Origin of the sequence: Laspinema sp. D2d (genome assembly GCF_025370755.1) — a bacterium.
In the GTDB taxonomy this organism is placed as follows: Bacteria; Cyanobacteriota; Cyanobacteriia; order Cyanobacteriales; family Laspinemataceae; genus Laspinema.
On record NZ_JAMXFC010000017.1, the window covers coordinates 88,662 to 103,609 of the forward strand.

14 protein-coding genes are annotated in these 14,948 nt (G+C 49.6%); 7 read left to right on the forward strand and 7 right to left on the reverse strand.

The window, feature by feature from the left end:
- The first annotated feature begins 111 nt into the window (after positions 1-111).
- Both nadD and NG796_RS13415 read left to right on the forward strand, forming a co-directional pair.
- Positions 112-930, forward strand: a complete 819-nt coding sequence (gene nadD, locus NG796_RS13410) for a nicotinate (nicotinamide) nucleotide adenylyltransferase (protein WP_261207330.1) — start codon at positions 112-114, stop codon at positions 928-930.
- 78 nt (positions 931-1,008) lie between these two features.
- Entirely contained in the window at positions 1,009-2,019 is a 1,011-nt protein-coding gene (locus NG796_RS13415; protein ID WP_261207331.1) for a type I glyceraldehyde-3-phosphate dehydrogenase, read from the forward strand.
- A 74-nt stretch (positions 2,020-2,093) separates the two neighbouring features.
- Here NG796_RS13415 and thiL read toward each other — a convergent pair whose 3' ends face one another.
- Together thiL and NG796_RS13425 are read right to left on the reverse strand one after the other, a co-directional pair.
- Complete coding sequence (gene thiL, locus NG796_RS13420) at positions 2,094-3,113, reverse strand: thiamine-phosphate kinase (protein ID WP_261207332.1); 1,020 nt, start codon at positions 3,111-3,113, stop codon at positions 2,094-2,096.
- A gap of 103 nt (positions 3,114-3,216) precedes the next feature.
- Positions 3,217-4,335 (reverse strand): peptidylprolyl isomerase, encoded by a 1,119-nt coding sequence (locus NG796_RS13425; RefSeq protein WP_261207333.1) that lies wholly within the window; start codon positions 4,333-4,335, stop codon positions 3,217-3,219.
- A 194-nt stretch (positions 4,336-4,529) separates the two neighbouring features.
- Between NG796_RS13425 and efp the strand changes: the two genes are divergently transcribed.
- The 4 genes from efp (at position 4,530) to NG796_RS13445 (ending at position 6,347) form a co-directional block, all read left to right on the forward strand.
- Positions 4,530-5,090, forward strand: a complete 561-nt coding sequence (efp, locus tag NG796_RS13430; RefSeq protein WP_261207334.1) for an elongation factor P — start codon at positions 4,530-4,532, stop codon at positions 5,088-5,090.
- Between the two features lie 57 nt (positions 5,091-5,147).
- Positions 5,148-5,303: a hypothetical protein gene (locus tag NG796_RS13435; protein WP_261207335.1), complete on the forward strand. Its 156-nt coding sequence runs from the start codon at positions 5,148-5,150 to the stop codon at positions 5,301-5,303.
- Entirely contained in the window at positions 5,288-5,842 is a 555-nt protein-coding gene (accB, locus tag NG796_RS13440; RefSeq protein WP_261207336.1) for an acetyl-CoA carboxylase biotin carboxyl carrier protein, read from the forward strand. Before NG796_RS13435 ends, accB begins: the two co-directional genes overlap by 16 nt.
- 151 nt (positions 5,843-5,993) lie before the next feature.
- Positions 5,994-6,347: an ArsR/SmtB family transcription factor gene (locus tag NG796_RS13445; protein WP_261207362.1), complete on the forward strand. Its 354-nt coding sequence runs from the start codon at positions 5,994-5,996 to the stop codon at positions 6,345-6,347.
- A 188-nt stretch (positions 6,348-6,535) separates the two neighbouring features.
- Here the strand turns inward: NG796_RS13445 and NG796_RS13450 are convergent, their stop codons facing one another.
- From NG796_RS13450 to NG796_RS13470, 5 genes are all read right to left on the reverse strand, one after another.
- Entirely contained in the window at positions 6,536-7,189 is a 654-nt protein-coding gene (locus NG796_RS13450) for a GerMN domain-containing protein (protein WP_261207337.1), read from the reverse strand.
- 288 nt (positions 7,190-7,477) lie between these two features.
- Positions 7,478-8,308, reverse strand: a complete 831-nt coding sequence (locus NG796_RS13455; RefSeq protein WP_261207338.1) for a DUF2993 domain-containing protein — start codon at positions 8,306-8,308, stop codon at positions 7,478-7,480.
- Positions 8,309-8,600: 292 nt separating this feature from the next.
- Positions 8,601-10,925, reverse strand: coding sequence for a HEAT repeat domain-containing protein (locus NG796_RS13460; RefSeq protein WP_261207339.1), 2,325 nt, complete (start codon positions 10,923-10,925; stop codon positions 8,601-8,603).
- A 205-nt stretch (positions 10,926-11,130) separates the two neighbouring features.
- A complete protein-coding gene (locus NG796_RS13465) occupies positions 11,131-11,922 on the reverse strand; it encodes a DUF2993 domain-containing protein (RefSeq protein ID WP_261207340.1) in 792 nt (263 codons plus the stop codon).
- A gap of 251 nt (positions 11,923-12,173) precedes the next feature.
- Positions 12,174-13,991: a proline--tRNA ligase gene (locus NG796_RS13470; RefSeq protein WP_261207341.1), complete on the reverse strand. Its 1,818-nt coding sequence runs from the start codon at positions 13,989-13,991 to the stop codon at positions 12,174-12,176.
- A 264-nt stretch (positions 13,992-14,255) separates the two neighbouring features.
- On the opposite strand from NG796_RS13470, the gene NG796_RS13475 reads away from it, so the two are divergent.
- Entirely contained in the window at positions 14,256-14,843 is a 588-nt protein-coding gene (locus NG796_RS13475; RefSeq protein WP_261207342.1) for an NfeD family protein, read from the forward strand.
- The last annotated feature ends 105 nt before the right edge of the window (positions 14,844-14,948 follow it).

Here is a 14,948-nt window from a genome sequence, read left to right on the forward strand (position 1 = left end):
AATCATAGCGGGTTATTATTGCCCGGATGGGTGACCTTCGGCCCCTCCAATCCAACTAAAAATGACCGCTATCTTTGAATAGCCACTGTCAAACAAAGTGTACGGGAAAGAATGCAGCCTCAGCGGATCAAAAAAAGAGCGATTTTGGGCGGAACCTTTGACCCGATTCATTGGGGGCATTTGGAAATCGCTTACGCCGCCTTAGATCAGGTGGGATTAAATCAGATTATATGGGTCATCGATCGCCACAAGCGCGATCCCCGTCAGCAATCGCGGGTAGAGTTTGAGCATCGCCAAGAAATGGTCCGCTTGGCGATCGCCCCAGAACCGGCCTTTTGCCTCGGTCCACCCTCCCCAGAGGACCCGGAATCCGGGTATGCGATCGTCACCGGACAAACCCTCCAACAGCGCTATCCAGATAGCCAGTGGTATTGGATTATCGGGGCCGACGCCTTTTCTACCCTGCCGAAATGGTATCGCGCTGCTGAACTGGTTGAGGCTTTTGAGTGGTTAGTTGCACCGCGATCGCCATCCCCACCCCAGGTCAATTACTCAGAAGAAACTCCCTTATTAAGGGAAATCTCCCCCCTAAACCTTCAGGAAGGACGGCCTAAATTAAACCCCACTCTAAGTACAAATCCCTCAAACCCTCTGGACAACACCACACGGATCAAAACTGAGGAGATTTGCCAACAAGTCGCGATCGCCTTTAAGACCAGACAGATTACTCTCCGCTGGCAAATTTTACAATCCCAAACCCTGCCAATAGCTTCAACCTTACTCCGTCACCATTGGTGCGACTCTCCCACAATCCGCACCTGGGTTCCCGAACCCGTCCAAATTTATATCCAAACTCACCCCCTTTATCAGAACCCACAGTACCCGCTACCACCGCACTCTAGGTCGATCCCCAGACTTAAAAAAATCTGATCGAAATTTACACCTGTTGCGATATGATTGGGTTCATTACGTTAGGCAGTTTTACATTAAAGAAAGGGGCAAGACGCAGTGATTAGAGTAGCGATTAACGGTTTTGGACGTATCGGACGCAACTTCCTGCGCTGCTGGTTAACCAGATCCAACAGCCAACTCGAACTGGTCGGTGTGAACGATACCTCCGACCCCAGCACCAACGCCCATCTGCTCAAATATGATTCCATGTTGGGAACGTTGAATGCTGACATTAGTGCCGATGAAAACTCCATTACCGTCAACGGCAAGACCATTAAATGTGTCTCCGATCGCAATCCCTTAAACTTGCCCTGGGCTGCTTGGGGAGTTGATTTGGTTATTGAATCCACCGGGGTCTTCGTAACCGAAGAAGGTGCCTCAAAGCATATTCAAGCAGGTGCAAAAAAGGTGTTGATTACTGCTCCTGGAAAAGGCAGCAAAGTTGGCACTTTTGTCATGGGAGTTAACCATGATAAGTACGACCCCAACGAGTACGACATCATCAGTAATGCCAGTTGTACAACAAACTGTTTGGCTCCGATCGTTAAGGTCATCAACGATAACTTTGGCATCATCAAAGGCATGATGACCACAACCCACAGCTACACTGGCGACCAACGGTTGCTGGATGCCAGCCACCGGGATGTGCGTCGGGCTCGTGCTGCTGCACTCAATATCGTCCCGACTTCCACTGGTGCCGCTAAAGCCGTAGCTTTAGTCATTCCAGAGATGTCCGGTAAGTTGAACGGGATCGCGATGCGTGTGCCAACACCGAACGTTTCGGTCGTTGATTTTGTGGCTCAAGTTGAGAAAAATACCTTTGCCGAACAAGTCAATGAAGCCTTAGAAGCAGCGGCTAAAGGTGCAATGAAAGGCATTTTGGAATACAGTGATGAACCATTAGTTTCCTCTGACTATAAAGGTCATGATGCCTCGTCTATTGTCGATGCCAGCTTGACGATGGTCATGGATGGAAACATGGTGAAAATCATCGGCTGGTACGATAATGAGTGGGGTTACAGTCAGCGTGTGGTTGACTTAGCCGAACTCGTCGCTCAAAAATGGTAAGCATCAAACTAAGCGGGCAATGAGTTTTGAAAAAAGACTAATTCGTTCACTCTTCAAAACTCATCACCTTCAGCTTAAAAATGCTGAAAACTCAAATTTTGGGTGATCACTTCGTCAGCATAAGCACCAGTGGAGTCAGTTAGACAAACCCTGGTGCTTTTTGTTAGCCTCCCCACAATCGCAGCTCTATTTCCCAATCGTTCTACAAACTCATGGGCAACCGGAGAGGGTAAGCACAGCACGAGTTCAAAATCTTCTCCGCCGTATAAGGCCCACTCCATTGCTCGTTCTTCCCCGACCCTTTGGGTCAAAGTCGGTGGCAGGGGAATCAAAGTGCGGTCTAGGGTCGCGCCAACCCCACTTGATCGGGCAATTTGCACGATCGCATCGGCTAACCCATCAGAACTATCCATTCCTGCGATTTCTCCCGCCTCCCCCATCACCTCCCACAAAATCGGTAATACATCCAGGCGTGGATTCGGACGCTGATGGGCGATAATTAATTCCCGAGTCTCGTCTGCTGACCAATCTTTTCCCGTTTCCGGATGCAGCAATAATTCTAATCCCGCACGGGAAGCGCCATGCACGCCAGTTACCACGATCGCATCTCCCGGTTTCCCATTCTGTCGGCGAATCGTCCGGTCCGTTGGCACCCAACCGATCGCGGTAATTGAAATGACATTCACTGGGGATTTACAAACATCCCCACCGGCGATCGCTGTTTGATAAGTATCCAAACAACTCACCATCCCGGTATAAACCCCCTCCACCCAAGACACGGGGGTATCCCCTTGCAATCCTAAACTGACGGTGATGGCTAAAGGAACTGCACCCATTGCCGCTAAATCTGATAAATTTGCCGCTGCCGCCCGCCACCCCACATCTTCAGCAGAGGTGGTGCGATCGCTAAAATGTACCCCATCTACTAACATATCTGTCGTCACTACCAACGACCGATTCGGTTCTGGGCTCATGGCGATCGCCGCTGCATCATCCCCCACCCACTCCGGTGGACAAAATCGATGCAATCGTTTCAACAGTCCCTGTTCCCCCAACTCTCGAACCGTAGGGGAATTTTCTGAATCCTTCTTCACCCCGTTTCTCACCTCCCCAAAATAGTAAAGTCTAGTGGAAACACCCACTAGACTTCTGATTTTAAACTGCTACAAATTGGCAGTTTCTCTCCACCCTAGACCTTTAGCTTGCTTGGGCGGGAACGAAATTTTCCATCCCTTGGACCACTTTCATGGAAAGAATCTGATCCCCCTGTTTGAGCTTTTCTAAAATTTCCTTCCCTTCGACTACATAGCCAAAGACCGAATAACGACCATCCAGCAAATTGAGACCGGCAGGGGTTAATTCGGGCTCAAATAGGAAGAAGAAAAACTGAGAAGAACCACCATCGGGGTCATCTTCTGGGCGGGCCATTGCTACGGTCCCAAAAGCGGAGAAGGGGAGCACCGGCTGTTCCCGAAAGCGTCCCGCCTCTTCCAAGGTAATTCCATAAGTGGGCTGAGTATCCCCACGGACGAGGATTTCTAGGGGAATATTGCGATATTCTCCGGTATCCGGGTCGATAAAGCCTTGGTCAGGTCCTACGGGATCTCCGGTTTGGAGGACATAGAAATCTTCTGAGCGAATAAATTCTAGGCCATTGTAAAATCCGCGCTGAACTAAATCAACAAAGTTGCCGGAGGTCACCGGGGCGCTATATCCGTCTAGGACAACCGTGAGATTCCCTTTGTTGGTTTCAACCGCTACGGTGGCGCGCCCGAGAAGTTGAGGCAGATGGCTGTATTCGGCGGAGACTTCATAAGGGAATTTGGCGACCATCATTTCTTCGAGTTGGCCGACTAAATCCAGGAGGCGATCGCGTCCATCCTGAGTGGCGGGTTTATCCTGAACCTCGACGGACGATCGCAAAGTGCCAATTTCCTCTTTAATTTGGGCGAGGATAGCCTGGGCGTTCGCTTGTTGAGCTTCGGGAATATCCTCTAAGATATCCGCCTCGCGATTGGTAAAAATTCCAGCAGCTTTGGTGATATCGCTGGTGATGGGACTCCAGCGCTTCCCACGCAGTTGCTGGGAAATGTCTTCTATACTGCTTTGGGCCTCGCGGATCTCTGGATTGTCAATGGGTAAGGCATATCGTAACAGGGCTTTACCATCCGTGATGGCATTGCCTTGGGGCAGTACACTGGTGCGATTTGTCGCGGCGCTTAATCCCAGGGAAAGACTGGTCATCAGTAGGACCAATAAAGCGGCTTTGAGGCCGCGTTGCCATAAATTTGTAATTTTTTGACTTGAAGTCAGCATCAATATATCTCTGAATCCTTTTTAATCGGCATGGATCAATCTTCCCATACGGAGGGAAGTTGCACCGGGGCATCCCTGGGGAATTCTGAGTCAGGGTGGGAGGGGATCGGAAAGTGGCAATTTGATCCGATACCATTGAAGGGGAGAATTCGCGGTAAAATAAAATCCCGATTATTCTCCACGAATAAAGATTCATGATCTCCAGTAACGACTTTCGCACCGGCGTCACAATTGAATTAGATGGGGTTGTGTGGCGGGTGGTTGAATTCCTCCATGTCAAACCCGGTAAAGGCTCGGCCTTTGTTCGTACGAAGTTGAAGAATGCTCAGAATGGCAGTGTAATCGAGCGCACGTTTCGTGCGGGAGAGACGGTGCCACAAGCGACGTTAGAAAAAAACACGATGCAGTACACCTATAGAGAAGGTGAACAGTTAGTGTTTATGGATATGGGAACCTATGACGAGGCCCGTTTGACTGAAGCGCAGATTGGCGATCGCGTCAAGTACCTTAAAGAAGGGATGGAAGTGAATGTCGTCCGTTGGGGCGAACAAGTGCTGGAAGTTGAACTGCCCAACTCGGTCGTTTTAGAAGTGACACAAACCGATCCGGGCATCAAAGGGGATACTGCAACGGGTGGAACTAAACCCGCAACGGTGGAAACTGGGGCTGAAGTGATGGTTCCCTTGTTCATTACGATCGGTGAACGGATTAAAATCGATACCCGCAACGATTCCTATCTGGGCCGAGAATCATAGAGTTTCGCTTCACCGACTAGGGGTCAGTCCTCTGGGGTTTTGGCGCTCAAAAGAGGGGTGTTTTTCCCTCTCTGGCGCTTCCCTGGAGGGCGATCGCAGTTGGTCTATCCCGGGGATTTGAGGCGATCGCCCTCCCTTCGGCTGGATGGGGAAAACCTAGAGAAGAATAACGTTGATTTTACGGGGTCAAAGAAACTGTGCAACTGGATTTAAGCCAACTGAGTGAACTGCTTGGGGCTTTCAATGGAACGGATATTTCTGAGCTGATTTTAAAAAGTGGCGATTTTGAGCTGACCCTGCGCAAGGACAGGATGATTGCCGAGCGGGTAGGGATGCCGGTTGATCCGGCGTGGATACCGATGGCTGAGGGAACCGGGGCGATCGCGCCTTCTCGTCCCCCGATTGAACCCGCTATTGCGACAGCCCCTCCCTCGTCGGGGACCCCTGCGCCTACGGGGGGAAATGCCCCGGGAGGTCCCGGTGCTCCGGCTCCTGGAACGAACGATCGCAAGTTTTTGGAGGTTATTTCCCCGATGGTGGGGACGTTCTATCGCTCTCCTGCTCCGGATGAACCGCCTTTTGTGGCGATCGGCGATCGCATCAAACTCGGCCAAACCGTCTGCATCATTGAGGCGATGAAGTTGATGAATGAAATTGAGGCTGAGGTTTCTGGTCAAGTGGTGGAAATTTTAGTGGAAAATGGCACTCCGGTAGAATACGGTCAACCGTTGATGCGGATTAGCCCCGAGTAATGTTTTCGGTCGGTTGCAAGAAGTCGATTGTCTTGAGCGCAAGGCAATCGGCTCAACAGTCATAACCTTTTAATTACTTAATTGTCATAAATCTGTTTACTGTTACAATGGGACATATAAAAAAATGGGTAATTCTTTAGGACCCTTAGTGATGAACCGAGCGCAACCCTTACCCCAAGAAGTATTGCAACAAGTGGCGGAATACTTCAGTATTTTGAGTGAGCCCATGCGCTTGAAGCTTTTAAACTTACTCAGAGATGGCGAAAAATGCGTGCAAGAGTTAGTTGATGCCACTTCAACGAGTCAGGCCAATGTTTCTAAACATCTGAAAGTTATGCTGCAAGCGGGAATCCTCAGCCGTCGCACGGAAGGGACTTCGGCTTATTATCGCGTCGAAGATCCGCTAATTTTCGAGCTATGTAATCTGGTTTGCGATCGCCTTGCAGAGCGGATTGAACAACAAGCTCGGCAGTTCCGCTCTTTGAGCTTGTATGGAAAACGCTGAGGGAGTCCGAGAATATCCTTATGGGAAGACCAACCCGGTTTGTTCACCCCATTTCGGCAGGCGTTGCAGCCAAAAAAAGAGGATGAAACCCGGGAACAGTCTCTTTTTATCCCCTACAAAATTGACCCCCCAAGCCCCTGTGAATCGGGGAGACTTGGGGGGTCAATGCTATGGATAACGGCAAGGAATTACAGCGGAAACTCGGACTCAAAAATAGTGCGGGTAATCGGCAAAGGAATCTCTAACCCTTCTCCCCCCAATACTTCCAAGGGTTCACCGCCGACAGAAATCCAGACGGGGGCGTTTGGATCCAAGGTGGTGGCCGTATAAACCACCTGGCCTAATCTGGCGGTCATGGAGCTACTGCCACCCCCGGCGGTAAACTCAGGGGAGAGGTTGACATAGATGCCCTTGTCCTTGACCTCGACATTCAGCACTTGAGTACCCGCCGGAATTTCGCTAAAGCCAGCACCATTGGGCGGCTGGGTAACTAAGCGATCAAAGGCTGCTTTTAACACCGCATCGGGCTGTTCCGTGGCCTGCACGGATACGGGTACAGAGGCCAATTCAAATTGGGTCCCGGTATCTTGCACCAAATAAATTTGTACCGATTGCTCAACGGGATTGAGCGCTGTAGGCGGAGTTGCCGTGGGGTCCTGGGTCACCTCAATGTTTACGCCGGGGTCCCTGGGTTGGGTGGGAACTGGATTCATGCCATTGAGATTGAGGTTCTTTTGAGAATTCACCGCCCACCAAGCAGTTCCACCTCCGGCGGCGACAACGACTGCGGAGAGGGTGGCAATAACACCTAGGGGAATGCGGCGAGTTTGTCCATTTTGCATATCAAAAGTTCTCCTCAACAGTTAAACAATATTCACTAATAAGAAATGTGGATTTTGTGGTTTTGAACTGAGAAGATGTTGCCGCCCTCTCAGGATCCCTTTCCTATCCAGGATGGGGGATCACCTGTTCTAATCCCTGAATTCTTCCCAGCCCTGAGCCGCTCATCGGGTTGATTCGCGATCGCCAATGCCTTAAGAACCAATCGTTACATCTTTGATTAAAGAATGAAAGATGCCCGTAGACCTTGGCAAGAAACTACAAGGGAAGCGGCTAAATTTCCAGAAAACTTACTCCGGACTCAATCCCGACACTGCATCGACTTGATCGATGCGAATAAAGGCGGCAATTTCTAGGCGATCGGGACTCAACTCAAATTTTAAAAACCGGGCAAATAATCCCCGGTTTTCATATTTTCTAAGGTCTAGGGCGCGATCGAGGATTCGGGAGAAAATTGTAATCAACTGAGCGGGGGCCTCTTCGTTATTAATCCAGATGGTCGGGTTGACCGCTTGGATTCTTGCGCCACTGATTGAGGCTAACCCGGTCTCTAAAAGGATTTTTACAGATTCATTATCCCGGCGATCCTCAATTTCTAACTGGAAGCGCACGCGATTATTGGCTAAAAATTCTACCTCGGGGTTAACAATTTGAAAGCGTTGGGGGTCGGTTTCGGCTTCGGGGTCATTGGTACGGGTGATTCCGATGCCGAGTTCCCGCAGGGGTTCAGCCGCTTCAGGCGATCGCAAGGCGCGGTTGAGGTCAGCTTCGGTGATGACTACGCGCATCGCCCCTTGTAAGGGTTCCCGGAGAAAGCGCGGGATCGAGGTGCGGTCTTCTTGGTTGAGACGATTGATATCGACGGCGATCGGGTCGCTTTCGATTTCCACCGTATCAATGCGGAGCTCCGGTGTGACGTACAATCCTCGCCCCGCAAAGCGTAAGCGTTGGATATTTCCCCTCAGTAGTCCGTAGTTTGGTGCATTATCCAGTCGGACTTCCAACTGTTCGGCATCGTGCAGGGCCTCGCGAATATCTCCTTCAGCGATATTATCGAAAGTCGCCCCAACGGGGGACACTAAGGTGAGAATTCCGGTTAAAACTAGGGTAATTAATTCCATAATTTCTATTCAATGAATTAGGCTAAGGCCGGGGGAATGCTGTAATACGGAATCCAGTCGTGATAGGTCTATTAAAACTAGCCCTGTAAAGTGTGGTAGGGGCGCAATGCTTGCGCCCTGAATTGGGGCCTGCGCATTGCGCCCCTACAAGAAATAACGATTTTTCGTCATTAAATTTGCGCCCCATTCAGTGGGTGTCATGACTTCACCCCTGACGACCTCGGGACCGATTCGGGGTAGCCTAATGGGTAAAAACAGGATTTTGTCAAGGGGTCCGCCCAAAATAGTCGCGCTAGTTTTTGCCCGGGGTAGCTAAAACGGATTGAGCAAAGGCCCGGACTTTTTCATCGGGGTCGGATTGGGCCCGATCGCGCAGTAAGGGCAGGGTTTCTGGGTGATCCCCATAATATTGGATGATGGCTTCCAGAGCCGTAATTCGAGGATTGAGTGCCCCATCTTGTAAGGGCACAAACGGATCGTTAACGGCGCGATCGCACAAAATAGCAAATACCGCAGCCTCATCCCATCCGCCTTTGACCAACTGTTGGAGGGCCGAGAGTCTCACAAACGAATCCTCATCGGTACAAGCGCGGGTTTTAACAATTTCCAAGGTTTCCGGGTTTTCGGGCCAGTGGCTCACCAACTCGATCGCCCCGGCGAGACGCACGGCCCAATTGTCATCGGCTTGAGCGCGGCTTTTGACAATGGTCCAAGTTTCCGCGTCTTCCTTCCAACCCGTTGCCAATTCTCGCAAAGCGACAATTCTCACATCCCAGCCTTGATCCGAGGTGGCCCGACTTTTCAAAATCGGTAAGGTTTCGGGGTCATCAAACCAACCGGAGGCCAGTTCCCGCAAGGTGGTCATTCTCACATCGGAGGATGAATCATTAATTGCTTGAACTTTGAGAAGGGGTAAGGTGTCCGGATCGTCATACCATCCGGTTGCCAGTTGCTGTAAGGCAGCGACCCGCACTTGCCAATGTTCGTCCTGAGTTGCCCGGGATTTGAGAATGGGTAACAGTTCCGGGTCATCTTTCCAAGTGCGAGTAAACTCGTGGACTGCGGCTTCCCGGACTCGGCGATCGCGGTCAGAGGTGGCAATTGTTTTTAGAATCGGTAAGGTTTTTGGGTCTTCAAACCAAGCGGCAGCGAGTTGTAAGGCGGCGACGCGCACTTGCCATGCGTCATCAGAAACGATGCGATCGCGTAACCACGCGACGGTTTCGGGGTCTTCAAACCAGCCGGTTGCTATTTGCTGCATGGCGGCAATTCTGACGTGCCAATCGGGGTCAGACAGGGCACGAGTTCGCAGCCAAACTAAGGTAGCGGGATTGTCATACCAGGAAATTGCAAACTGTTGCATAGCGGCAATTCTGACGTGCCAATCCGGATCAGACTCCGCTAGGGTACCAATCAAAGCAGATGTTTCTTTGTCTTGACTCCACCCTTTAGCGAGTTCTTCTACGGCAGCCTCTCTCACATCCGCCTCGGGGTCCGATTCGGCGATCGCCGCAATTAAGGAAAAGGTTTGGGGATCATCATGCCATCCCTGGGCTAACTCTTCCAATGCCGCCTCTCGAACCAGCCAATAGCGATCGCTTTGGGCTAAGGTTTTGAGCAGGGGGAGAATCTCCGGGTCCTGGTGGTAGTGAGTCGCTAGGGATCGCACCGCACTCACCCGGGTAATTTCAGCGATCGAGGATTGTGCTAAGGTTTTGAGCCAGGAGAGAATCTCGGGACGTTCTTGCCAGCACAGGGCGATTTCATCCACGGCACTCATGCGGATGGTTTCGGCAACGGGGGATTCTACGAGAGATTGTAACCAGGGGAGGGTATTCGGGTCCGTTTTCCAGACTCGCGCCAGGGTGGAAATGGCGCGCAGGCGAGTAAGGATGAGTTCATCCACTTCTGGATGTTGGGTTAAGGATTGGAGGCGATCGCGCAGTTGATTGGCGATTTCCGTCAACGCGGTGCGATCGGGTACAACCGCCAGACATTCTGCCGCTACAAATAAGTGAGTAAAGTTAGAGGGTTCGACTTGGTTTTCTATCAGAGATTGTAGTAACTCTGCTGCCAATTCTGGCTCAATCATCCTCACGATTTGCCTCATCACTTCATGCCACGGTTCATCAAACAGATGTTGCAGAAAGACATCCCGTTTGATGTCATCCAAGGTGAGTGTATCTTCTCGGTTGGAGTTGAGCCAGCGATCGACTAATTCTCTGGCATGAACAAAGGCTTTAATTTGTTTGAAATAGATTCGCGCGACTACTTCCCAATTAAACCCATCTGGTAGGGGAGTTAAATTGAGCTGAGTCCAGGTTTGGGCTAAAGTATCTGTAGAGATAGTTTTACAGTCTTTGTCAAAAACTCCTAACAGGGTTTCCTGGACTAACGGTTGCAAGACGAATTGCGTTAGGGGTTCGCTGTACTCTTGCACCTGCGACTCCTCTAAGCGAGCATCCTCTAGCTCAAGCTGCATCACTTGCAAAAATTCACTCAGGGCTTTTTCCCCCGCCTCAGAACGAGGTAGATTTTCGGGTAGGGTTACGGAATCTTGTCCCCAATTTTCAGTTTTTTCCACAATCAGCTTAAAAGCAAACCGTTCGGCGTTCATACTGTTCCCCACATCCATAGCATTTTGAATACTCCTCTAGCTCAGTCTATCTGAATATCTGGCCCTTGTCTGTGGAGCCACACCACTAGGATTCCTCCATTAGGGTGGTAACTCACACCGGAGTGCTTTGGTCAGACAAACCCGAGGAGTCCCTAGGAAATTGAGCAAGGGGACGTCGCGTCGGTGGCTGGTCTTTCTCTCTAGTCTAAGGGGTTACTGCCAAAAATAGGGCAATTTCTGCACCGGATGGGGTGAGGTTAAAATGTAATACCCGCGATCGCACCCCCCGATTTTCTAGCCGCTGTAAATTAAATCTTCGGGTTAAATCTAAGAGCCCCGTAACTAATCGTCGGGGTGCAGGGCGATCGTTCACCCAGACGGCAGGGGAAAGCAGTTGTAATTGTTGACCCTCAATGACATGGATGCCGGTTTCTACAGTTAAGGTTAGGAAGTCATCATATCCCCGTTCTTGTATTTTAGTTTGGAATCGGACTCGGTTATTCGATAAAAAAGTGACTTGGCGATCAACCAGGGTATAACGGGTCGCAATTTGTTGAATTAAGGGAGAATCAAATAAGCTTAAAGCGAAAGTTTGCATTTGATTATAAAGTTCGGGGGACTGCAAGGCGGTATTGATATCAGCCTCGGTTACGGCAACGCGAACTGCCGCTTGTAAGGGTTTTTGCAATCCCCGAATGGGTCGATTTCCAGAACCCCGTCCTAACTCTCTAAGATTGACATCAATAGCGTCGGTTTCTATTTCTAAAATATCGAGTCTTAACCCGGGGATTAATGACAATCCCCGCCCTGCAATTCGCAGGCGCTCAACTTTTCCATCAAGTAATTGATAGCTGGGGCTGTTATCAATCCGGACTTCCAGTTGTTCTGCTCCTGAGAGGCGATCGCGAATCGTTTGTTCCGCTAAAGTATCTAAGGCAATCCCAGCAGGAGAAACTAAAGTAAGCAGACTGGTAAGCAAAAGGGTCAAAAATTCCATTCAGGTTTGATAAGAGAGGGGAGGATTGTTGATCGCTGTTTCTATCGCGAGTCTGAATTACGATCGCCCGACAATTTAGGAGTGGGAGTATCTGGCTTCTGCCACAGCAGGAGGGAGCAAGACCCTCCCACTCCTGGGGCGGATTTTCCCTAGGGTTGCAAAGCAGTCAGGTTCTTTATGTCATCTAGGAAACGGTTTTTACTCCGTTTTCTGGAGTCACTAACGGACTTTTTAAACCATCTGTCCTCATGTTACCTAACTGCCGAAGACAAAGCCTCTTCAATCCAGGTTTTCAGGGTAGCTGCGACTTCAGGGATGGCAATTTCATGGGAGGTTTTAGTAGCGCGTTCCACTACTTCTACTTTACCGGCTTTGAGAGAACGACCCGTCACAATTCGATAGGGAATCCCCACCAAATCGGCATCTTTAAATTTGACCCCGGCTCGTTCTTCTCGGTCATCTAACAGGGTTTCGATGCCGACGGCATTGAGTTCGGTGTAGAGGTTTTCTGCAACTTCCACCTGTTCAGCATCGGAAATATTGGGAATGCAAATAATGGCATGATAGGGAGCGATCGCCACGGGCCAAATGATGCCATCTTTATCATAAGATTGCTCGACGGCTGCCTGAGCTAATCGAGAAACCCCAACGCCATAGCATCCCATTACTAACGGGACATTATCCCCTTGTTCATTGGTATAGGTTGCGCCCAAGGCTTGGGAATATTTAGTCCCCAGTTGGAAGATGTGACCGACTTCAATGCCTCTTGCACTTTTGAGGAGTTGACTCGGGTCATGAACTGCCCGATCGCCTGCTTGGGATTTGCGTAAATCAACAATGCGATCGCTTAAAGCAAACTGTTCCCCCCAATTAGCACCGACAACATGATAGCCGCTTTCATTAGCCCCAGTGACAAAATTCTTTAACTCCACCACGGTGCGATCGGCAAATCTTAAAAATTCGGGTTGCAACTGTTCTGCTGGGGTGATATAATTATCCGCTAAATCTGGACCAATATATCCTAAAGGTAAAGGTTTCAGGGTTAATTGTTGTTGCACCTGTTCCGAGGGAATATCAACGGCAATAATTGCATTCCCACCATAATTGGAGGCCAGTTTTGCCAACTCATTATAGAGTTTCACTTCATTGACTTCTAAATCCCCACGAATACTCACCAAGACCAACACCATTCTCCCATTGTCATAGACAACTCGATAAATGATGTTCTTGACCACTTCCGTGGGAGAACAATTGAGGAATTGACAGAGTTTATCAATGGTATTGGTGTTAGGGGTTTCTCGCTTTTCATAGAGAACAAAAGCACTGGGTTTGGCATCAGCAGGTAAAGAGGTTGCTTTTTCCACGTTGGCCGCATATTTGCCATCTTCGGTATAAAGAACTTCATCCTCTCCCGCTTCGGCCAAGATCATAAATTCCTGAGATGCCGCCCCACCAATGGCCCCGGAATCGGCTTGAACCGCTCGAAATTCTAAGCCACAACGGCGAAAAATATTGCTATAAGCCCAGTCCATATCCGCATAAGTTTTCTGTAAACTGGCTTCGTCAGCATGGAAAGAATAGCCATCTTTCATGATAAATTCTCGTCCGCGCATTAATCCAAAGCGGGGACGAATTTCATCGCGAAATTTCGTTTGAATTTGATACAAATGGGTAGGAAGTTGACGATAAGACCGAATCATATCCCGGGCGATCGCCGTGATGATTTCTTCATGAGTCGGTCCTAAACCCATTTCTCGTTCCTGGCGATCGGTGAGGGCAAACATAATCCCTTCTGCCTTGGTGTATGTCTCCCACCGTCCTGACTCTTGCCATAACTCCGCCGGTTGCAGTTGCGGCAACAAGCATTCTTGAGCCCCGGTGGCGTCCATTTCCTCCCGGACAATGTTGGAGACTTTTTTGAGAACTCGCCACATTAAGGGCAGATAAGCATAAACCCCACTGGCAATCCGACGGATATAACCCGCCCGTAACAGGAGTTTATGACTGGGAATTTCCGCTTCTGCGGGGTCTTCACGGAGGGTAACAAACAGCATTTGTGATAGGCGCATCACGGTTTCCTTTTTTTAGACTTAGGGAGAGTATTATCTCAGAAAAAGTGGGGCGATTTCCCACAACTCCGGCGCAATTCTAGCGAATTTTCCTGATTGCAGGCCAATTCCACGATACCAGACTCTCGAAGAAATTACCTCAATCCCTAGATGCGGCAATCTTACCGATCACAAATTTTCGTAACAAAACTGGACGTTGGGATTTTTTTTTGCGACAATTAACAGAGTCTGAACCCTTAATATGCAGACCAGGCTATTAAAATCATGCCTATTTATCTTTTTTGTTTCGGTATTGGGGGGCTTTTTGTCCTGTTCGCCACGATTGGAGGACTCGACGGTGCAGATTTCGGGGTAGCCTTTGATGCGGACCTGGCAATTGCTGATCACTCTCAAAAGTTAGACCAGTTGAAACGGGGAAGTTGGCTCAAGCGCCTTTTTATCTTACCGTTTTTTAGTCTAAAATTTTGGACCTTCGGGAGTTGTTTTTTTGGATTAACCGGATTGGTCTTAAATTGGCTACGCCCGGAAATGCCTCCGGATCAGGTGGCGAAACTGGCTGCGGGAATGGGAATTTTTTGTGGCACTACGATGGTCTGGATACTCAGAAGTCTCGGGCAACGCCCTGCCAATAGTCTCACTCGTTCTAGCGATTTAGTCGGACTTTCGGCGATGGTCCTCTTGCCTTTTAATTGTGAAAGCAAGGGCAAGGTTCGGGTGAATATTAAAGGGGCAAATGTGGAGTTTATGGCCTTTACGGATGAACCCCGATCTTTTAATAAAGGAGACCGAGTTTTGATTGTGGGCCTTAAAAATAATCGTCTGTGGGTGGTTTCCGACGACTCCACGGAGTGACTCAAACCCCAAGAATTTAATGAAATAACGGCGCTATTTTCTTCTAACTGGATGGCCTCCTTGAAGCCGATTTTTTAGTTTACTCAATCTGACAGGAAACCAACG